Raw genomic sequence first — 20495 nt, 5'->3', positions numbered from 1 at the left:
GGTCGGTCAGGCGGCGTCGCAGCCGCCAACCGACGAGCTGTGCCGGGCTGCCGTCGCCTGCCCCCAGGAGCAGCGCGTCCGGAAAAAGGATCACCGTTCCTTCACACGGACTATATGATCACCGACTGCCAGGCTGACGACGTGGGTCGCCCGATGACCGCCGACCTGGTTGCGAAAGGATGCCCGTGAAGTTCCGCCGTTCCCTCGCCGTGGCCGCCACCGTCACCGCGGCCGCGCCCATCGCGCTGATCACCGCCGCTCCGGCCTTCGCCGACGGGACGGCCGCGGGGCTGACGCAGAACCTGCCGACGTACGCGGAGCTGCTCAAGGCCGCCACCGACGCGCAGAGGGCCTACGACGCGGCCGTCACCGCCGAGGCGGAGGGACAGAAGGAGGTCAAGGCCGCCCTGGAGGCCCTCGACTCGGACACCCACCCCCTCAAGGCGGCGGTGATCGCCGCGGACAAGGCTGCCAAGGAGGCGGCCGGCACCAAGCTCAAGGCGGAGCAGGCGGTCGCGGACGCCAAGGCCGCGCTCGAAGCGGCCGAGGGCGACACCGGCAAGGCCGAGGCGCAGGCGGCCCTCGATGCCGCGGAGAGCGACCTGGCCGAGGCGGTCGCGGCCCAGCAGAAGGCCGACGCGGCGGCCCGGCAGGCCGACACGGCACTCGACGACGCCCGGGTGGCGGCCGTCCGCGCGTACAGCCGGACCAAGCAGGCCCTGGAGCAGGCCCGGACGGCCAAGGAGGCCGCCGACAAGGCGCTCGCCGCCGCCAAGGAGTGCGTCCGGGAGAACGGGCTGACCTCCCTCGCGGTGGGGCTGCCGGCCAAGGTCGCCGCCGGGAGCACCGTCGACTTCGTCCTGCGCGTGGACAACGGCACGGAGCGCACGCTGAGCGTGGATCCCCTGGTCTTCTTCCACGTGGCCGGGGAAAGCCGTGACGCGAAGAGCGTGCTGAAGGTCGAGTGGTCCAACGGCACCGACTGGCAGACCGTGGACGGCAAGGGCTCGCAGCACATCGCCCACATCGACGTGATGAAGCCGGGCGAGCACACCGACGTGAAGCTGCGCATGACGGTCGACTCCGCGGCCGAGGACGCCGACGGCCTCGCCCTGCTGGCCGGCGACGCCTCCGACGCCTACCACCCGTGCATCCTGGGCCCGATGAACCGCTACGACTTCAAGCTCACGCCCGCGGGCACCGAGACCGGCCCGACCGGGGACGCCGAACCCGGCCGGCCCGACCCGCACGACGACCAGCGGCCCGGTGCGCCGGAGCCCCAGGACGATTCCGGTCCCTCGGCGCAGGGTGGCGCGTCCCAGCAGGTGACCGGGAAGACGGCCACGGGAACCGGCGCCCAGGGCACCCTCGCGGAGACGGGTGCCTCTTCGGCGACGGTGCCGCTCGCCCTGACCAGCGCCGCCGCCGTCGTGCTCGGCGCCGGAGCGACGGTCGCCGCGCGCCGACGCAGGTCCACGAGCGACGTCTGACCTGACGAGGTGGCCGACGGCACGTACGCCGGCGCCGTGGTGACGGTCACCGGAGCCATGGGGCCGTGGGGCCCTGTCCGGGGGCTGAAGCCGGTCCCGGACAGGCGCTGTTCACGGCTGGGGCCGCCGGGTTCGTATGCTCGGTGCCGTGGCTGATCAGATACAGGAGATCGTGGCGGGGCTGGCGGACCTGAAGGAGGTCCACGGCGTGTGGGCCGTGGCCGACGGCCGGGTCGCTCAGGGGGACGCCGGCTGGGTCGCGGACCTCGGGATCGCTCTCGCCCGGGCGTACGGCACCGGGGAGCCGGTGTGGCAGTACCGGAGTGTCTTCGACCATCTCCTGCGGCTGCTGGCCACCACCGCAGGCCCCGGCCATGTCGCGCAGGCGCTCCGGCTGGTGTCATCGGCAGAGGTCACCAGCCGGAGGCTGGATCGCTACACGGCCTCGTTGCTGGCTTCCGGCCAGGCGGCGGAGGACCTGAACGTGGCGTTCACCGGGCACGCTCCGGAGGAGCTGCGGGCCTGCCTCGTCCACGAGTTGGTGCTCAGGGGGGTGGCCGTCGGGGAGGTTCCGGGGATCGCGGGCTGGGCGACGTCGCCGCACTGGAGTCATCACCCGCTCGGCTGGCTGCCGCTGACCCGGTCCGGCATGGAGGAGGAAGCGGACCTGCCGAGTTACGGCATCCGTGGGAGCAGTCACTCGATGCCGTACGGACCGTCCGAGGACCGCCCCTCGGCGGTGATCGCCGACGCGCACGTCCCTGCGGCGCGGGAGACGACGACACCGGCCGTCGCGTCGAGGATCGGTGCGGCACCGGCCAACTGGGCCGAGCAGTCCAACGGGCGTGTCGAGGCCCGGGTGTTCGACCTCGCCGAGCCCCTGGATGCCCGGACGGTTCCGAGCGCGCTCCTGGCACTGGGTCTGGAGTGCCTGCGCGGGACGGGGAAGAAGACCCCCCTGTCGGTCACCGTCTGTCCGCCTGCCCTGGCGTGGCGGGTGCTGTTCGCAGCGGCGTCGACGGGCGGGGCGTACAGCTCCGGCTCGTACGGCGCCTACGGCCGTCTGGCGGCCTGGCGGTCGCTGGCCGCGCTGGCCGGAAGCCCGGAAGGTGCCACCGCCGCCGAGGCCGAAGCCCAGGTGCTCGACTGCGGCTGGCACGCCTTCGACGCCGGTACGCAGTGGTTCGAACAGGTCGCCTGGGACATCGGTCTGGCGGCGCTCTCCCCCGGCGGCCGGCGTCTGGCGGTGCTCGCCGCGACGGACACCGACTGAAGGGGCCGTCTCCGGTTGCCGGCGGCCGGCCCCTGGTGGACCGCCGCACGGCTTGGGCAGCAGGACGGCGGGAATGTGATCGCGTCCGTGCGGGTTGGTGAGTGTCATGCCCCCAGACACCGCACGCCCCCGCATGCCCATGGCCGTCTACGTCCTCGGACTCTCCGTCTTCGCACTCGGCACCAGCGAATTCATGCTGTCCGGGCTGCTGAGGCCCATCGCCGAGGACATGGATGTCAGCATCCCGCAGGCGGGTCTTCTCATATCCGCCTTCGCGATCGGGATGGTCGTCGGGGCGCCCCTGCTGGCCGTGGGCACGCTCCGGCTGCCGCGTCGCACCACCCTGATCACCTTGATCAGTCTCTTCGGCCTCGGACAGGTCGCGGGGGCGCTCGCTCCCACTTACGAGCTGCTCTTCGCCTCCCGCGTCGTCTCGGCCCTGGCGTGCGCCGGCTTCTGGGCGGTCGGTGCGGCCGTCGCCATCGCCACGGTCGACAGGGACCAGCGGGCCCGCGCGATGGCTGTCATGATCGGCGGCCTGTCCATCGCCAACGTCCTCGGTGTCCCGGCCGGTGCGTTCCTCGGCGAGAACCTGGGCTGGCGTTCCGCGTTCTGGTCGGTCGGGGCGGCCTCCGCCGTCGCTCTCGTCGGCATCCTGGCGCTGATCCCCCCGATCCCGCTGCCCGCCGAGCGGCCGACGCTCGGCCGCGAGCTGCGCATCTACGGCGACCGTCAGGTGTGGCTCGCCATCGGCATCACGGCCCTGGGCGCCGGTGGGGTGTTCTGCGCCTTCAGTTATCTGTCGCCGCTGCTCACGGACGTTGCCGGGCTGGAGTCGACGTGGGTCCCGTGGATCCTCGGACTGTTCGGCATCGGCGCGCTCGTCGGTACCACCGTCGGCGGCCGGGTGGCCGACGCCCATCTGTTCGGCGTCATGATCTGGGGCATCACCGCTTCGACGGCCTTCCTGGCGGCCCTCGCTCTGCTGGCCGGGACGGCAGCCGTGGCCATCGCCCTGTCCTTCCTGCTCGGCCTCTCCGCCTTCTTCACCGCCCCGGCCCTCAACGCCCGCATGTTCGACGTGGCCGGCGCCGCCCCGACCCTGGCCGGGGCCACCACGACGGCCGCCTTCAACCTCGGCAACACCGGTGGCCCGTGGCTGGGCGGCACCGTCATCGACGCGGGCCTGGGTTACGCCGCCACCGCGTGGGCGGGCGCCGCCATGACCGTCACCGCGATCACCCTGGCCGTGGTCGCCCTGCGCCTGGACCGCCGTACCGCGCGCCGCCCGGCCCAGGTGCTCGCCTCGGGGTCCCCGGCCGCCGCCGAGCCCGCGGCGGACCCCGTCCGCGACCCGGTCGACACCGCCGTGTGCTAGGGAGCGATGGTCCCGAGGGGGCGTGGGCCGGGGGTCGACGGTCGTGGTTACCCTTCCCCTCAGGAACCACCGAGCCGCCCAGTCCGGGCCGGTGACGCCGAGCCGTCGGGACCGGGCCGCTGGGGGCGGGCCTACGAGACCGGGCCGCCGGGGCTCCCGGTTCAGCCCTGCCGGGGGTGCAGGCCCGGGCCGTCGCCGTGTCCGGCGAGCGGGGTGGGGGAAAGGACGGTCTGCTCCTCGCCGGGTTCCAGCAGGGTGTCCGCCGCTCCGACGATCAGCGGATCGGGCTTGCCGACCGCCTCCTCGTCCTTGGCCGGGTAGTCGCAGCGGTAGAGCAGGCTGCGCATGGCTTCGATGCGGCCACGCCGCTTGTCGTTGTTCTTCACCACCGTCCACGGCGCGTGCGTGGTGTCCGTGGCCCGGAACATGTCGACCTTGGCGGTCGTGTAGTCGTCCCAGCGGTCGAGCGAGGCCAGATCCGTCGGCGAGAGCTTCCAGCGGCGTACCGGGTCGACCTGCCGGATGGCGAACCGGGTGCGCTGCTCGGTGCGGGAGACGGAGAACCAGAACTTGACCAGCAGGATGCCGTCGTCGGTGAGCAGCCGTTCGAACAGCGGCGCCTGCTCCAGGAAGTGCCGGTACTCGGCGTCCGTGCAGAAGCCCATGACGCGCTCCACGCCGGCCCGGTTGTACCAGGAACGGTCGAAGAAGACCATCTCCCCGCGAGCCGGCAGGTGCGAGATGTAGCGCTGGAAATACCACTGACCGGCCTCGCGCTCGGTGGGCTTCTCCAGGGCGACCACCCGGGCGCCACGGGGGTTGAGGCGTTCGGTGAAGCGCTGGATGGTGCCGCCCTTGCCGGCCGCGTCCCGCCCCTCGCAGACGACGACGATGCGCTGCCCGGTCTCCTTGACCCAGCGCTGCAGCTTCAGCAGCTCGATCTGGAGGACCCGTTTGTCCCGCTCGTAGGCGTCCCTGCGCATCTTGCGGTCGTAGGGGTAGTTCTCCCGCCACGTCTCTATGGGGCTGCCGTCGGCGTTCAGCAGGACCGGCAGCTCCGGGCGCCGCTCGTCGACGCGCAGTCCCTCCAGCAGTCTCCTCTGGGCCGTACCGTCCCCGCCCTCGCCGCCGTCCGCGCCCACCGTGCCCTCGTCGCCCTCGTTCACCACGGCACACCCCTCTCGCTCCCTGCCCCAGTGCCCCGCGGCACGGCGGTGAACCGTGATCCCCGGCATGCACGGACCGTGCCGCGACCGTGACCGTCGATCGCGGGCGGTCGCGTCGGCTGTCCCGGGTGAGCCGAAGGCGCGCGGGGCGGTACGGACCCCGCACGCACCGGGGACGTCACGGTTCCGTAAGGACGCCCGGTCCGTGGTGCGCGGTCCGTCTTCGTAAGGTGAGGGAGGTGATCGACAGCTCTCCGTCACCGGCGAGCGCCCCGCGGACCAGGGAGGGCCTGCCCGGCCATGACCGACACCACCACATCCCGCCGGCCGGGCCCGGACCCCGCCGAGCGGCGGCCGTGCAGCACCCCGCCGGCGAAGGCGCGCAGCGCCCCGGTGGCCCGCACCGCCGTCGTGGCCGGGCTCCTCGCCGCCCTCACCGCCGTCGTGGTCACCACCCTCCACGCGGGCGACAACGTGGAGCACCCGGGCCGCCTGCTGGTCGGATACGCACTGGCCTGGGCGCTGTACGCCATCGCCGTCCGGGCCGTGCGCGGGCTGGCCCCGCGCGCCGCGACGGTCCTCGTCCTGCTCGGGTCGGCCGCGGTACTGCTGGCCGGGCTGGCCGCGCCACCCCGTACCAGTAACGACATGTACCGCTACGCCTGGGACGGCCGGGTCCAGGCGGCGGGGATCTCCCCCTACGCCCATCCGCCCGCCGCCCCCGAACTGGCGCGGCTGCGCGACGACTGGCTGTTCCCCGCCCACGGGACCTGCGTGGGCTGGGGACTGACGCACACCGACGGCGGCCTGTGCGTTCGCATCAACCGGCCCACCGTCCCGACCATCTACCCGCCCGTCGCCGAGGGCTGGTACCTGGCCGTCCACAGCGTCTCCCCTCCGGGCAGCCGCCACAAGCCGATGCAGGTGGGCGGTGCGGTCCTGGCGTTCGGCACCACCCTGGCGCTGCTGGCGGTGCTGCGCCGACGCGGGGACCCGGCGCGGGCCCCGGCTCGTGCCTCCCTGTGGGCCTGGTGCCCGGCCGTCGCCTTCGAAGCCGTCGACAACGCGCATGTCGACACTCTCGGCGTGCTGCTCACCGTCCTCGCGCTCGGCACCGCCACGGCGGGTGTCCGCCGCGGCGGCCTGCTGGGGGCGGCGATCGCGGTGAAGATACTTCCCGTTCTCGCGGTGCCCGGTGCCCTGTCGGGGCGCCGCCGTCCGGCACCCGTGCTGCGCGTCGTCGTGTCCGCCGTGACGGCGGTCGCGCTCGCCTATCTCCCCTACGTGATCGCCTCCGGCGCCGGCGTCCTCGGATACCTGCCGGGGTACCTCCACGAAGAAGGCTACGAACCGGGTCACGTCAGCCGCTTCGCCCTGCTGCGTCTTCTGCTGCCGGACGCGGCGGCCGCCCCGGCCGCCGTGGTGCTGCTGGGGCTGACCGCCCTCCATGTGTGGTGGCACGGGGACCCGGCCCGGCCCTGGCGCGGCGCCCTGCTGCTGACCGGTACGGCGCTGCTCCTGCTGTCGCCCGGCTACCCCTGGTACTCCCTGCTCGTCATCGCCCTGGTGGCTCTGGACGGCCGCTGGGAGTGGCTCTCCCTCACACTCGCCGGCACCGTCCTCTACCTCGCGGGCCGGCTGCTGCCGGGCTTCCCCCTCCAGGCGTGGGCCTACGGTGCGGCCGCCCTCGCCGTCGCGGCCGGAGCCGGTCTGCGCGCCGGTCGGCGCCGCGCCCGGGGCGGGCGTCGGCGGCTCGTCAGCCGAGCTCCCGCAGCACCTCGGTGATGTTGGCCCGGTACGTCCGCAGCGCCCGCAGCCCGGCGTCGTAGCGCTCCCGGTGCTGTGCGATGTCCACCGCTTGCTTCTGCGCCCGTACGGCGTACCAGAGTTGGGCCGTACGGTGGCGGCGCTTGCACATGACGTCAGCGACGGCGGTGGCGCGTTCCCGCCGCGTGTGCCGGGTGTTGCCGTCGCTGCCGCGCTGCCAGGCGGGGTCCGTGTACGCCGCGACGGGGTCGGGGTAGCGGGTCGCTCCGTCTTCGGCCACGCAGCGGGACCACACGGCCCAGGCCGCTCGCAGGCGCGGGTCCCGCTTCACCGCCTTGTCGACCTCGACGGCCCGTGTGCTCGCGTACAGCCAGTCCCGGCTGACGTCGACACCGCGCATCAGACGCCGGTCCGCCTCTGTGCCGCAGGCGGGCATGTCAGCGTATTCGGCATCGGTCATGCGGCGGCCCTCGGGCCGCCGGACCGGAGACTTCGCCGGATCCCACCCGTAACCCCAGCGGCGGGCGTCGGCGGGATCCAGCGCGCCGTAGTCGGTGGCGACGGCGGTGGCCACGAGGGGATCAGTGGGATAGCGGGGGTCGAGCGGGAAGTCCGGATGGCCCCGCCGCGCCATGCACTGCCGCACCAGCAACGCCGACGCCCGCTGGGCTCGCTCGTAGTCCTGCGATGTGGTGGTGTAGCGGTCCGCCGGGAGGGAGCCGAGGTCCGAGGCATCGCGCACGGGTCGCGGGCCTTCCGTACCGGAGGCACAGACCGCCGCGAGCACCGCCACCCCGATGACGGCCCCCAGCCGTCGCCCCCGCATCGTCATACGACAGGAGACTAGCGGGCGTTGTTCCGGCGCCGGTCGTGGCCCCACTCCCCCGGAGACAGCGGGCAGAGGGCCGGCCCGAAGTACCGTGAGTGCCGCGCGTCGCGGTCGGTGGGACTTCGCTGCCGGGTTCCGTTGTGGTTCCGTCGGTGCGTTCAGAACGGCATACGGCCGCGGGCCTGTCGCCCGGCGGCACCGCTGCGGCCCATCGCCCGCGAGCTGGAGCTGAACGGCTTGCTCAGCAGGCGGCCGAGGATGCCGGGTGCCTTCGAGCCGGCGCGCGCACCGGCCCCGAGCCCACGCTGGGCGCCGTTCTGCGGGTGACGCGAAAGCCGCGGCAACAGGAATGCCAGCACGGCCAGGACCACGCAGGCGGCTATGACGACGCCGATGACCATCTCGGTCTCCTAGTTCTCGAGGGGCGTGCAGGTGTTCTGCTCCTTCGCTCCCTCGCTTGCCCCGTCCGCCCACGACCACACGGTCCGACCTGTGCCGGGGGCCGAGCACACGACGCCGGGCCCGGCCCCACCGAGCCGGGAGGATGCCCCTATGTCTTTGAGTAATCGTCAAGACCTGTGGATGTGTGGGGTCAGCTGATCGTCAGCTGCCATCTGGTCTCTCCGTCGTGTGACTGGTCGGTGGGGGTGAGGCCGGCTGCGGTGGCGACGGCGGCGGATGCCTGGTGGTCGGGGTGGATGTGGGCGATGACCGTGTGCACCGGGTGTTTCCGGAGCCAGGCGACGAGTCCTTGGGCGGCTTCGGTGGCGATGCGGCGTCGTTGCCAGGGGGTGCCTGTCACCCAGGCGATCTCCGCAGCGGCACCGCGGTCGTCAGTGGTGACCGTCGCCTGGACGTAGCCGGCCAGGCAGGAGGCGTCACGGAGCTGGACGACCCAGTTGCACCAGGATTCACCGAGGCGGGGGGAGCCGGCCACCAGACGTTCGTAGCGGGCGCGTAGATCCTGGGCGGTGTCCGGGGTGCCGCCGGTGAAGGTGTGCAGGCCGGAGTCGGACAGCACCGCGGCCATCTCGTCGGCGTGCTCGACCTGCAGCGGAAGCAAGGCCAACCGGTCGGTGCGGATGGTTTCGGGCTTGAGGGTGATCACGCTGCCTCCTGATCGGAACGTTCGACGAGTATGCCGCGCTCGAAGCGGGCCCCGGCCCGCACGAGTGCGACGCGAGATGGGGTACGTTCGCCGCGCGCCACCGGTGTGATCTTCTTGACGGCCTTGGGGAACTTCGCCCCGTAGAACTTCGCGAACGCCTTGATGGCCTGCCCGGCGTGTTCGCGGTCCGCGGCGTTGCAGATCTCGTGCAGGGCCCTCTTCGCCGCCGGCTGCGCGGACTTGGGCAGGGCATCGAGGACGTTGGCTGTTTTATGAACCCAGCACCTCTGCTCGCGGGAGGCGGGGAAGACCTCGCGCAGGGCCTTCCAGAAGCCGAGCGCGCCGTCGCCGACCGCCAGGACCGGGGCGCGCATGCCGCGGCGTGCGCAGTCCCGCAGCGGGCCGGCCTATGCCTCGGACGACTCGCGGTAGCCGTCGGTCATGGCCACCAGTTCCTTGGTGCCGTCCGCGCGCACCCCGATCACCACCAGGACGGCGGCTCTGGCCTCGTCCAGGCGGATGCGCAGGTGGATGCCGTCTACCCACACGTACACGTAGTCGGTGCCGGGCAGGTCGCACTCCTGGAAGACGGCGTGATCAGTCTGCCACTGGGCGGTCAGGCGGGTGACGGTGGCCGGCGACAGGCCGGCGGCCGAGCCGAGGAACTGCTCCAGCGCGGGCATGAAGTCGCCAGTGGACAGGCCGTGCAGGTAGAGCAGCGGCAGCACCTCCGCGATCTTCGGTGACCTGCGGCACCACGGCGCCAAAATCGCCGAGGAGAACCGTCCTCTAGCGATCTTCGAAGACGGGCCCTAGCGGCCGAGGGCCTGTCGCAGGGGCAGGTTGTGGTACTTCCGCAGCCGGTACAGCTCCCAGCACGACAACACCGTCACCGACACCGGAGCACCGAGCAGAAACACGACCCGGGCAAGGACGGGAACCTCGGCGTTCGCGTTATCGATCACGTCTAGGGTGGCCATCACCCACGCCAGCACGGTGGCGAGAACCGGCGGCAGCACCTCGTGGATATCGGCGGTGCGGAACACGTGGTTGAGGCAGAGTGCGATCCCGTACAAGGCGAATCCCAGCGACCATGTGCAGAGGACGATGAGGACGACCATGCCGGGAATCCCGATGGCATCACGGAAGCCAGTGGTCGCCGGGTCGGGCGCGACGGCGAGCGGGAACGTTGCCATGGACCCCATCAGAGCCGCCACCGCCCCGAAGGGCTTCAGGGACCGTCGCAGATAGAGCCGACGCAGCGCGCCCTGCGCGGCGAACGCGAACAGGGCGATCACGAACGGGAAAGCACACACGAGGAAGAGTGTGCTGGTCCAGCTCTGGTCGAACTTGTCGCTCGCCACGGCGTCGGCACCCTTAGCGGTGTCGACCGGCTTGTACGACATGACCAGCACGAGCCAGGCGGCGGCACCGAGCCCGGTCCGCCACATTTGGATCTTGCGTACCGTCAGGTCCTCGACGGCGTCCGGGCGCGAGGGGCGGAAGGCCCGCTGAGCTGCGTAGAACGGGTTGTAGACGCACTTGAGGATCCGCTGCCCGCGCGTCAGCGGCGGCCGGAGCGGTCGCGGGAACGGAGGCTGCGGGCCACCGCCGTGCGGTGGTGACGGGTACGGGCCCCAGCCCTGCGGACGTCCCGGAAACCCCTGCGGCGGCACGGGGGCGGGCTGCGGCGGGTAGGGCCCCACGCCGGGACCGCCGGGGTACGGATGGGGTCCGCCTCCGGGGTAAGGCTGAGGGGCGGGACCTGAGCCCGGCTGTCCACCGGGGCCGTAAGCGGGTCCGCCCGGACCCCACTGACCATTGCCGTGCGTACTCATCGCATGCGCCCCCGATGTTTCGCCTGTGCCGTGCGCGGCGTGACTCGAACCGTCCGCTCGGCGTGCAGCGTGATCCTACCCATGCGTGGCGCGTCACCGGCCTGCCCAGCGGTAAGCGTGAAGGCCGGCGGCCGGCAGTGGACGTCGGAGGCCAAGTGGATCTTCGTGGTGAGCCGGCCCGCAGGATCCGCCGATGGCGTGGTCCGCAGGTTCGCCGGTCGTCGCCCCTTTTTTTGCGGGCTCCGGCCGCGTGCTGGTGGGCACGCACGACGGTCGAGTCGACCGAGACGACCCGGTTGCGTTGTTTCTCGGCGTCGGCCTGCGCGATGAGCGCGGTGAACACCCCCTCCCAGGTGCCGTCGACGGCCCACATCCGCAACCGGTTGTAGACGCCTCGCCAGTTCCCGTACTTCTCGGGAAGGTGGGCCCACTGCGAGCCCGTCTGGAACTTCCAGGCGATCGCACCGATCACCTCACGGTGATCCCTCCACCGGCCACCCCCGTCGCGACGTCGCGGCGTCCGGTCCGGGAGCAACGGCTCGATCCGCGCCCACTGCGCGTCAGTCAACGGCACGACCAGACCAACGAGCCGACGACCGGGATGAAACGGCCGCACCACCTCGCCTCATACGGGCTACTGCCCTGTCGCCCCAGGTCGGTAGTTCGGATTTGCCTGGTAGCCGCCCGAGAGCCGGCCGCGAGCGTCTACCTGCCAAGCCGCGATGATGGCCTCAGGGGGCACAGCCCCCCTCGGATCATCGACCATGTTCCCGTCGATCTCGTACACCCAGCCCCCTGGATTTGCCTCGGCCTCGGCAACCAGCTCGGGCGGAGGCATCCACTGCCCACCGCGCTTCCTTCGGAAGATTCCCACGTCTCACGCCTCCCCGGTCCTGAGGGGCGATGTTACGCAGCACTGGATGATCCGAACGAAGTGCCTGGGTGGTTGCGGGACATGAGGTTGTTGACGCCTGAGCAGGTCTTCGACTCCTCGCAGCGCGTGACGGAAGTCTGCCGTGCCCTTGGACGTTGGCTGCGTGTATGAAGATCAGCGATGCTTCCAGAGTCAGCGGCGTGAGTGCGCGATCGTTGCGGCACTACGAGGACGAGGGCTTGATCGTCCCTGGCCGATTCAGCAACGGGTTCCGTGACTACTGCCAGTCCACCATCGACCAGGTGCTCGTCATCCGCTCACTGCTGGAGTCTGGGCTGCCCGTGCGGCTGATCAGGGAAGTCCTGCCCGGCCTCACCGACGGATCCGATGCCGGCACCGATGTGGTGTGCGCGGAGTTCCTCCACGAGGTGCAGAGCCATCGCGATCGGCTCGCGGCCCGCATCGCCGTGCTCAGCGCTCAGCAGGCGGCACTCGACGCCTACCTGCGAGAGGCCCGCCGCACTGATCTCTGACAGCCGCTTGACCTTGACGTAAGTGTCAGGCTCCTACCTTCGGTGCATGGAGATCAACAAGCAGCAGACCGTACGAGCTCTGGTCCAGCACTCACACCGGGGACCGGAGGACCTGACTCTCACGACCGATCACCGCCGCCCCACCCCGGGGCCCGGCGAGTACCTGATCCGAGTCGGTGCAGCCGGGGTCAACTTCGCCGATGTCATGCAGACCCACGGCACCTACGGAGGAGGCCCACAGGCACCCTACGTGGCGGGCTTCGAGGCCGCCGGCGAGATCGTGGGGGTCGGCCCGGACGTCGAGACTCCGCTACAGCTCGGCACCCACGTCGTCGGAGCCGGACCGGGCGCCTTCGCGCAGTACATGACGATGCCGACCGCGGGTGTGCTTCCCGTGCCGTCCGGCTGGAGCGACGCTGAAGCCCTTGGCCTGGTGCTGAACTGGGCCACCGCCTTGACGGCACTGAAGCCGCTGGGCGAGACCAAGGCGGGTGAGGCAGTCCTCATACATGCCGCGGCCGGAGGTGTCGGGCAGGCCGCCGTCCGCCTCGCCCGCCACTACGGCGCACGCGTGATCGCCACGGCCTCACCGGAGAAGCATCACACCGTCAAAGGGCTCGGCGCCGACGAGGTCCTGGACAGTCGACGCCCCGATCTGGCCGAGGAGATCACCCGCCTGACCGGCGGTGTCGATCTGGTCCTGGAATCAGTGGGACAGGCCACGTTCAAGACCAGCCTCTCCGTCGCCAAGCCCTTCACCGGACGCGTCGTCGTGTTCGGCGCGGCCTCCGGCGACGCCACCCTCACCACCCAAGACCTGGTGTTCACGCACCAGGTCCAAGTCAAGGGTCTGCACATCGGTGCACTGGCGGTCGCTGCCCCGTCCCTCTACCAGTCGTTGCTCGTCGAGATCGAGGCCCTCATCGCCGACGGCGTGTACCCACCCGGTACGCCCCACGTTCATCCCTTGGCCGAGGGACCGGCGGTGCTGCGGCAACTCGAAGCGGGCCGGACCCTCGGCAAGCTTGCCCTCGATCCCTGGCGCTAGGAAAGCCTGTGCTTCATCGGAACGCTCCGCTGTCCCCCGAGGGGAGACTTCGGCTCGTGCAGCCTTGTCAGAGCAGCCCGATTGCTCATGTGGCGGCCGAGACGGGGATCTCCCGTGCCTGCGCGTCGAAATGGGTCAGCCGCTACCGTCAGCATGGTGAACTCGGTCTGTTGGACCGTTCCTTCACCCCTCGGCGTCATCCGACGGCGATGAGTTGTGACGTTGTGGCCAGGATCGAGGCACTCCACCGCGACAAGAAGTGGTCGGCGTCCCGGATCGCCTTTGAACTCCAGGCCGAGGGAATCTCACTCAGTCGTCGCACAGTGTCGGCTATGTCGCCGGTGTCGATCACGTGCAGGCCCCTCCATCACGCTTTCGTCCGGCCTTGCCAGGGCACCGAGCTGCCACACCCACGTCACGGAAAGCTCTTCCGGCTCGGGTGGAGCCGGAGCTCAAGCCCCTCATCAGCGGTCCGTCGATGCCTCCGGGCCCGGTGACACCACCCCCCGGATCATGAACAACAAGGGGGACGTCATGCCGGACCCGAAGGCCGGAGCCCCATTGCGGAGCCACGAAGACGGTAACCGGGGGGACGGGCCCGGGGCTGACAGCCCAGACGGGCGGTGTCAGGAAGGCGGGTAGTTCGCGTACTTCAGGCGGCGGGCGAGGTGCGCCACATTCGCGGCCAGGGTCGCCGTGGTGGCCGCCGTCTTCTCCGGCGTCTTGTCCAGATCCTGGTAGTCGGTGCCCTGCATCGCCTCGCCCACCCAGTAGGTGACGGCGTTCGGCGGCAGGGTGAAGCCGCAGTCGTTGAGCCCCTGGAAGAGCTCGGCGCTCACATGGTGCGCCCCGTCCTCGTTCCCGACCACACACACCCCGGCCACCTTGCCGTAGGTGAGCATCCGGCCCTCTTCGTCGCTCTCACCGATCTCGGCGTCGAGACGTTCCAGCACCCGCTGGGCGACGCTGGACGGGTGTCCGAGCCAGATCGGTGTGGAGAGGATCAGGATGTCCGTGCCCAGGATCGTCTCGCGGATCTCCGGCCAGAAGTCCCCCTTGCCCATGTCCACTTCCACGCCCGGACGCACATCGTGGTCCGCGACGCGGATGACCTTGCCGTTCACGCCGTGTCCGGCGAGCGCTTCCATGGTCTGCTCGGCCAGGAGCTGGGAGCTGGACGGCTTCGGGGACGGGGACAGGGTGCACACGAGCGCGACGGCGCGCAGCGGAGTGGTGTCGTTGGCTTCCATACGCCCCGACTACCCCTGGTGGTGAGTCGCTATCAGGCGTTACGGCATCCGCCTCAGTCCCGTCGGCGCGTCGGAGGTGCCGCGAACGGTGGACGCCGGAATCCGCGTCCGGTCTCCGCGTCGGAACCGACGTCACCCGAACCGGCCCCTTTCCCGCTCTGCTTCCTTCCCCCTCCACCGGCAGTCGGAGCACCGGGCCGTAGGGGGCATGTGACGACCGGTGAGGCTCCGCCGTCCTCCTCGTGGTACACGGCGCACGCCCGGCGCACACTCTGCACCGGCCCCCTGGGGTCGCCCTCCGCGTGGTGAGCCAGGCGGGCGCACGGCGTCGGCGGTGTCAGCCGTTCGGCCGCAGCGAATCGATTCGGCGTCCACGATCGGGGGACAGGGCGCTTGGCCCACGGGGGCCGGGGCATCGCTGGAACCGACCAGACCGGTAACCGAAAGAGAGACAACTCCCGTGCCTGTTCGCTCCCTCACCCACGCCGTCGGCGCCGCAGCCGGCGCGGTCGCCCTTCTCGTGGCCATGCCCGGCTCAGCCACGGCGGCGACCGGCCAGTTCCGCTACTCCTACACCACCGCCGAGGGGTACGAGGCCGTGGGCTTCCTCAACGATCCGCCCAGCGGCGAATGCATCGACCTCGTCGGGCCGGGTTCCGCACCCGGATCCGCCTCGAGGGCACCCCGGAACCACACGGACGCCACCGCCACCGTCTTCCTCGGCTCCGACTGCGAAGGCGACACCTACTACACCCTGCTTCCCGGCCGGGGCGCCTCCGAGCGTCTGCTCGTCCGCTCGGTCGTCTTCTCCTGACCCCGGTCGGCCCCGGTGGCGCCACCCGCCGCCGCACGGGCCGGGGTGGGCCGCCGCGCCCCTTGCGCGCGGCCCGCCCGGTCCGGTGGTGTGGTTGCGCTCAGGGCGCCCGGGGCGCTTCGACGGACCAGGTGGTGTCTTCCGCGAGCGGAGATGGCCTCCAGTTCCTTACCGCTGCCGAGGCGGCGGTTCTTCATGGGCGGCGTGCCCGCAGCCGGCCACGGCTCACCCGTCCCGGATCGAGGCGGGCACCGACATACGTCGACTCCTGTCGGCGGCCGCCTGGCCGCGCCGGCAGGGCGACGCCTACCATGAGCCGCTACTGGAGAGTAACCATGTCCGCGCCGAGCTGAGGAACCGCCATGACCCGCACCTTCACGGTAAGTGAGAGCATCCACGTCCGGGTCGCGCCCGAGGTCGCCTACGAGGCCGTGAGCCGTCCGGCCGACATGGGCCGCTGGAGCCCTGAGAACCTCGGCACCACGGGGGACACGGGGGCCGGCCCCGCCGTGCTGGGCACCACGTTCATCGGACGCAACCGGCGCGGCAGGTTCCGCTGGGTCACCCGGTGCACGGTCACGGCGGCCGACCCCGGCCGTCGGTTCGCGTTCCGCGTCCACGCGATCGGCGTCCGGCGACCGTGGCTGCGCGGCCCGATCGCCAGCTGGGAGTACCGTTTCGAGCCGACGGACGACGGCACGCAGGTCACCGAGACGTGGACCGACGACCGCCGCGCCTGGCCCTCCTTCGTGGCCGGCGTCTTCGACCGGGTCGTCACGGCCGGCAGCACCTTCTCCGCCTTCCAGAGCCGCAACATCCGCGCGACCCTGCGCAATCTCAAGCGGGAGCTGGAGTCGCACACCGGGCGGGAGTCGGCGTGAGCACCACCGCGTGACGCGGGACGGGGACCAGGGCGGGTGATCGACGGCCGGCCCGGAGCGGAGGGGTGCCCGTGAGCCCTCCGCCCCGGGCTCTCCCCGAGCGAAGGGGTGCCGTGAGCCCTCCGCCCCGGGGGTCTCCCCGAGCGAAGGGATGCCCGTGAGCCCTCCCGCCCGGGGGTCTCCCCCCTTCGGCCCGGGCGGCGTCGCTTATGTGCGCCGACGGGTGACCGTCAGGACCTTCAGGGCCACCGAGGGGTGGAACAGCACGGCGGGCGAGGCCACCATGTTGACCACGCGGACGAAGGTGGCCCACACCGCCGCGTCCTCGACGGCCACGTGGAAGAGCCGGGTGTTGTACCAGTGGGCGAAGCGCGCGGCGAGGGGCTGTCCTTCCCGGGACCACATCAGGTCCGAGTTGGTGGACAGCGTCCACGGGCCCAGCAGCAGACGCCCCAGTTTCTTCTGGAAGGCGCGGCCGACGCCGTCCAGCCGGCCGTCCGCCCGGCGGCGGCCCAGCATGCGCCGGAGCAGTTCCGCCTCCATCGCCGCGACCGTCAGTCCCTGGCCGTAGACGGGGTTGAAGACGCAGACGGCGTCCCCGAGGGCGAGGAGGCGATCGGGCCAGTTCTTCACCGTGTGGTAGAGCCGCCACTGATTGTCGACGTTGGTGTAGCGGCGGGCGGGCTCCTGGACACTGCGCCGCCTGATCTGCTCGGCCAGGCGTGGATTGTCGAGGCTCTCGGCGAATGCCAGGTAGCCGGTGTCGTCGGTCGGCGGCTGGTCCTCGAACCCGAAGAGCGAACACGTCCACCGGTTGCGCTCCACGGCGAGGAGAACCCCGGCCCGGGGCACACTAGGGGCGAACAGCATCTGGTAGGCGACGTAGTAGTCCGGATGTGCGGGGCCGCCCTCCTCGGCCCGGTCGAAGTTCATCGACGTGTAGGTGACCTTCGCCTTCACGGACCTCTTGGGCGGTACGGCGACCCCCGTCGCGCTCAGCCAGTCCGTGAGGGAACTCGACCGTCCCGAGGCGTCCACGACCAGATCGGCGGCCAGCTCGAACGACTCCGGTGTCTCCGGCGCCACCGCGGACCGTGCGTCCTGCGACCGGCACGTCACGCCGTTCACGCGGCCGGAGGAGTCACGGGTCAGCCCCGTGCACCGGGTGGAGGGACTGAGCCTGACCTGGGGAAGTGCGAGCACTCTGCGTCGCAGTCGGCGTTCCAGCTCGTCGCGTGTGAAGGTCTGGATGCGGACGCCCGTACGGTGGCGTGGCGCCGGTCCCGCGGGCAGGAGGAAGTCGATGCCCTCTCCGTAGTCGAACACCGGGGCTCCCGCCGCTCGCAGCTCCGCGCGCAGTCCAGGGAACAGCCGTTCCAGGATCTGGCCGCCCCTGGCCAGCATGGCGTGGGCGTGGTAGCCCTGGGGGGCGCCGGGGTGGGCGCCGGTGTCCTCGTCGACGGCGTCCCGTTCCACGAGGACGACCTCGCCGAAGAAGTCGGCCAGCACCCGGGCGGTCACCAGCCCCGCGTAACTGGCGCCGATCACCACGGCCTTGTCCCACGGTCGGTCGTTCCTCACGTCGTCTCCCAGCTGTGGTCGGGGCCGAGGGGTCCGGCACGCACCAAGTCAACGGCAGTTCCCCGGAGTCCGACACGGGGCTCCAGGAGCGTCCGGGGAGCGCGTGCGAGCCCGCGGCACCGGTCGGGCGACGTCCCCGGGGCTCATGCGCCGTAGGGCCGGATCCGGTCCAATGCGGGGGAAGGGCAGCCGCGTGCGGAAGTGCCGCGCCGGGAAGGGGGTGGGTCAGCCGGAGCGTCCCCCCGGCGGCGGTGCCCCCTCGATCGCCCAGAGCGGCGCGGTGACCGCGCCTCGCAGGGTCTTCGCGCGCAGGGAGTCCATGCCCAGGTGCAGGGCGGTGGCGCCGCGTGCGTAGGCGTCCTCGATGGGGAGGTAGCAGACGAGGTTGAAGTACTCGTGGGCCCCGCGCAGCCGGTCGTAGTCGTAGCCGGTGGCGCGGAGCCAGAGCGTGTCGGCGTGGTGGTAGTAGAGGCTGAAACCGGCCATACGGCCGTCGGCGTACGCGGCGAGGACGACTCCGCCGTCGGCCATGCCGTCGGCCTGGTCGCGCAGCAGCCGGGCCATGGCGTCCGGGTCGGCGCTGTGGCCGTACCGCTCCTGGAGCCGGGCGAGCAGCGCGCCCGCGGTGTCGGCGCACTCGGACAGCCGGAGGGTGCGCACCTCGTAACCGGCCTCGGCGAACGCCCGTCGTTCGCGGCGGACGGCGACCCGGCGTTTGGACGGCAGCGCCGCCAGATAGTCGTCGAAGGTGCCGCCGGGCAGGGGGATGCGGGCGTCGTCGGCCAGCCGCACGGGTTCGGTTCCGCAGGCGTCGGCGAGTTCGGCGGCCGCCGAGTCGGTGACGTACAGCCACCAGGACTGTGCCCGGTGGGCTTCGGCGAGCGAAGCGGCCGCGGTCAGCAGGGAGTTCAGTGCCTCGCGCCGCCTGTCGGGGGTGAGCCGGGGGTGCAGGAGGGGCGCGTTGAGGTAGCCGCGGCGGCCTCCCGCGAGCAGGGTCCGGGCCGGAGTGCGGCCGGGTACGAGGTCGTGGACGCGGTAAAGGGCGTTGGGTTCGGTGTCGATCAGGTACAGCGGCGCGGCGGCAACCAGGTGGCCGCCGTCGTGGACCAGGGCGTAACGGACCCGGGCGGTGGGGTCGTGCTGCTGGGCGGCGAGCCATTGATGGGAGAGGTAGAGACCGGTGGACGCGGCGAGGACGTCCCACTCGGCCGCGGACACCTCCGCCAGGTCGTCGAGGATGGTGAGGATCACGACGGGGGTTCCTCCCGGTCCGGTAAGGCGCTGGTCACGACGGGGGTTCCTCCCGATTCAGCGGGGCGGTGGTCACGACAGGGGTTCCTCCCGGTCCGGAGGAGCGGTGGTCACGACGGGGGTTCCTCCCGGTCCGGTGGGGCGAGGGCGCGGGCGGCGGGGACGGCGAGCATGCTGAGGACCGCGAGCAGCAGCCAGGGCAGGACGGGCCGGCGGCTCAGGAGCGTGGTGAGGACGACCGGGGCGGCGGCGCCTCCGACGGACCAGGACAGCTGGAAGGCGGCCTGGTGGCGGCCGTCGCCCTCGGCGGGCGCGCAGGCGACCGAGAGTTCGTTGAGCGCGGGTGAGCTGAGGATCTCGGAGAGGGTGAACAGGAGCATCGCCGCCGTCAGGACTCCGGCCACGGTCCAGCCGGGGCCCTCCCGCCACGCGAGGGGCGCGGCGAACAGGACGAAGGCGCCGGCGCCGACGAGGAAGCCGCCGGCGATCACGCGTTGCGGGCGGTGGCGTGCCGCCCGGCGGGTGACCGCGGGGGTGACCACGGCGACGACGGCCGTGTTGACGACGAGGAGGGCACCGGGGATCCACTCGCCCGCGTGCAGGGTCTCGGTGACGTACACGGCGAGCAGGACGGGCGGGACCATCTGTGCGAGGACGAAGGCCAGGTTGGCCCCGACGAGCAGCAGATAGCGGCCGTCCGTGAGGACCGCCCGCCAGCTCCCCCGCAGCCGGGCCGCCGTGCCGTCGGACGCCGGGCGACGCGAGGTGCCGGGCACGCCGGGCGCGTGGGCGGGCCGCCAGGTCGCGAAGAGCGCGGCGGCGCACAGGAACGTGCCGGCGTTCGCCGCGACGAGGACGTAGAGGCTGTCCGGGCCGAACAGGGCCGTGGTGACGGCCGATACGGCCGCGCCCGCGCCGATGCCCAGGTTGCGCAGAGAGGAGATGAAGCCGAACCACAGACGCTCCTCACCGGGCACCCCGGCCAGTGGCACCAGGCTGCGGGCAGCGGTCCAGTACAGGTTGATGCCGGCCTGGACGACGCAGTAGGCGAGGCTGACCTGCCACGCGGGGCGGACGAGGAGGAACGCCGTGAAACCGGCGGCGCAGACGAGGTTGGCGGTGACGACGACCGCCTTGGGGCCGTGGCGGTCCATGAGGACTCCGCCCAGCGCGGGGGCGGGCAGCGCGAGGAGGTTGCCGACGGTGAGCGCCGCGCCGACCTCCGCGAGGGAGAGGTGGGTGGCGTGGGTGAAGTAGACGACGGTGAAGGCGAAGACGAGGCCGGTGCCGAGGCTGTCCACCGCGTGTGCGGCGACGAAACGGCCCGCTCCGGCGAGCGCCGGCAGACCGGCTCTGGCCCGTAGCCCGCGGGGACGGCCACGGCCCGGCGGGGCACCGGGACCCGGCGGTCGCC

The 20495-nt window shown here is 71.9% G+C and carries 17 protein-coding genes and 2 pseudogenes; 9 read left to right on the top strand and 10 right to left on the bottom strand.

The genetic code is table 11. The features are described from left to right. The first annotated feature begins 185 nt into the window (after positions 1 to 185). The 3 genes from GT045_RS32150 to GT045_RS32140 all read left to right on the top strand — a co-directional run bounded on the left by GT045_RS32150 (position 186) and on the right by GT045_RS32140 (position 4141). Entirely contained in the window at positions 186 to 1490 is a 1305-nt protein-coding gene (locus GT045_RS32150) for a hypothetical protein (protein WP_345942818.1), read from the top strand. A gap of 148 nt (positions 1491 to 1638) precedes the next feature. After that, complete coding sequence (locus GT045_RS32145) at positions 1639 to 2763, top strand: DUF6183 family protein (RefSeq protein ID WP_161336332.1); 1125 nt, start codon at positions 1639 to 1641, stop codon at positions 2761 to 2763. Between the two features lie 133 nt (positions 2764 to 2896). Continuing rightward, positions 2897 to 4141 (top strand): Cmx/CmrA family chloramphenicol efflux MFS transporter, encoded by a 1245-nt coding sequence (locus GT045_RS32140; RefSeq protein WP_161336357.1) that lies wholly within the window; start codon positions 2897 to 2899, stop codon positions 4139 to 4141. A gap of 161 nt (positions 4142 to 4302) precedes the next feature. Here the strand turns inward: GT045_RS32140 and ppk2 are convergent, their stop codons facing one another. Beyond that, complete coding sequence (gene ppk2 / locus GT045_RS32135) at positions 4303 to 5283, bottom strand: polyphosphate kinase 2 (RefSeq protein WP_345942820.1); 981 nt, start codon at positions 5281 to 5283, stop codon at positions 4303 to 4305. 324 nt (positions 5284 to 5607) lie between these two features. On the opposite strand from ppk2, the gene GT045_RS32130 reads away from it, so the two are divergent. After that, positions 5608 to 7092, top strand: coding sequence for a glycosyltransferase 87 family protein (locus tag GT045_RS32130; RefSeq protein ID WP_161336331.1), 1485 nt, complete (start codon positions 5608 to 5610; stop codon positions 7090 to 7092). Here the strand turns inward: GT045_RS32130 and GT045_RS32125 are convergent. From GT045_RS32125 to GT045_RS32105, 5 genes and pseudogenes are all read right to left on the bottom strand, one after another. Continuing rightward, a complete protein-coding gene (locus GT045_RS32125) occupies positions 7064 to 7906 on the bottom strand; it encodes a hypothetical protein (RefSeq protein ID WP_237539033.1) in 843 nt (280 codons plus the stop codon). The two genes, GT045_RS32130 and GT045_RS32125, sit on opposite strands and share 29 nt — an antisense overlap. A gap of 155 nt (positions 7907 to 8061) precedes the next feature. Continuing rightward, positions 8062 to 8304, bottom strand: coding sequence for a DUF6411 family protein (locus GT045_RS32120; RefSeq protein ID WP_161289212.1), 243 nt, complete (start codon positions 8302 to 8304; stop codon positions 8062 to 8064). 191 nt (positions 8305 to 8495) lie between these two features. After that, a complete protein-coding gene (locus GT045_RS32115; protein WP_161336330.1) occupies positions 8496 to 9011 on the bottom strand; it encodes a GNAT family N-acetyltransferase in 516 nt (171 codons plus the stop codon). Next, a pseudogene (locus tag GT045_RS32110) lies at positions 9008 to 9802 on the bottom strand (IS256 family transposase); the annotation flags it as partial. The gene GT045_RS32115 and the pseudogene GT045_RS32110, both read right to left, overlap by 4 nt. Before the next feature lie 21 nt (positions 9803 to 9823). Then, a complete protein-coding gene (locus GT045_RS32105) occupies positions 9824 to 10687 on the bottom strand; it encodes a hypothetical protein (RefSeq protein WP_345942817.1) in 864 nt (287 codons plus the stop codon). 1203 nt (positions 10688 to 11890) lie between these two features. On the opposite strand from GT045_RS32105, the gene GT045_RS32095 reads away from it, so the two are divergent. From GT045_RS32095 to GT045_RS32085, 3 genes and pseudogenes are all read left to right on the top strand, one after another. After that, entirely contained in the window at positions 11891 to 12256 is a 366-nt protein-coding gene (locus GT045_RS32095; RefSeq protein ID WP_161336328.1) for a MerR family transcriptional regulator, read from the top strand. Between the two features lie 46 nt (positions 12257 to 12302). Beyond that, positions 12303 to 13304 (top strand): NADPH:quinone oxidoreductase family protein, encoded by a 1002-nt coding sequence (locus tag GT045_RS32090; protein ID WP_161336327.1) that lies wholly within the window; start codon positions 12303 to 12305, stop codon positions 13302 to 13304. An 8-nt stretch (positions 13305 to 13312) separates the two neighbouring features. Beyond that, positions 13313 to 13654, top strand: a pseudogene (locus tag GT045_RS32085) (leucine zipper domain-containing protein); the annotation flags it as partial. Positions 13655 to 13930: 276 nt separating this feature from the next. Here the strand turns inward: GT045_RS32085 and GT045_RS32080 are convergent. After that, a complete protein-coding gene (locus GT045_RS32080; protein ID WP_161336326.1) occupies positions 13931 to 14554 on the bottom strand; it encodes an NAD(P)H-dependent oxidoreductase in 624 nt (207 codons plus the stop codon). 460 nt (positions 14555 to 15014) lie between these two features. On the opposite strand from GT045_RS32080, the gene GT045_RS32075 reads away from it, so the two are divergent. Then, positions 15015 to 15368: a hypothetical protein gene (locus GT045_RS32075; protein WP_345942816.1), complete on the top strand. Its 354-nt coding sequence runs from the start codon at positions 15015 to 15017 to the stop codon at positions 15366 to 15368. 362 nt (positions 15369 to 15730) lie between these two features. Further along, entirely contained in the window at positions 15731 to 16249 is a 519-nt protein-coding gene (locus GT045_RS32070) for an SRPBCC family protein (protein ID WP_161336325.1), read from the top strand. A 207-nt stretch (positions 16250 to 16456) separates the two neighbouring features. Here GT045_RS32070 and GT045_RS32065 read toward each other — a convergent pair whose 3' ends face one another. The 3 genes from GT045_RS32065 to GT045_RS32055 all read right to left on the bottom strand — a co-directional run bounded on the left by GT045_RS32065 (position 16457) and on the right by GT045_RS32055 (position 20382). Continuing rightward, the gene (locus GT045_RS32065) at positions 16457 to 17830 is read right to left on the bottom strand and encodes an FAD-dependent monooxygenase (protein WP_161336324.1); all 1374 of its coding nucleotides are present in this window, start codon (positions 17828 to 17830) and stop codon (positions 16457 to 16459) included. Between the two features lie 225 nt (positions 17831 to 18055). Continuing rightward, positions 18056 to 19081, bottom strand: coding sequence for a GNAT family N-acetyltransferase (locus GT045_RS32060; protein ID WP_161336323.1), 1026 nt, complete (start codon positions 19079 to 19081; stop codon positions 18056 to 18058). 110 nt (positions 19082 to 19191) lie between these two features. Further along, positions 19192 to 20382 carry an MFS transporter gene (locus GT045_RS32055; protein ID WP_161336322.1) on the bottom strand — a complete coding sequence of 397 codons (1191 nt, stop codon included), beginning with the start codon at positions 20380 to 20382 and terminating at the stop codon, positions 19192 to 19194. Positions 20383 to 20495: the final 113 nt, after the last annotated feature.

This window comes from Streptomyces sp. SID486, assembly GCF_009865385.1.
Lineage (GTDB): Bacteria > Actinomycetota > Actinomycetes > Streptomycetales > Streptomycetaceae > Streptomyces.
Note: the sequence above shows the minus strand (reverse complement) of the source record. Positions and strands in the feature narration are given on the sequence as shown.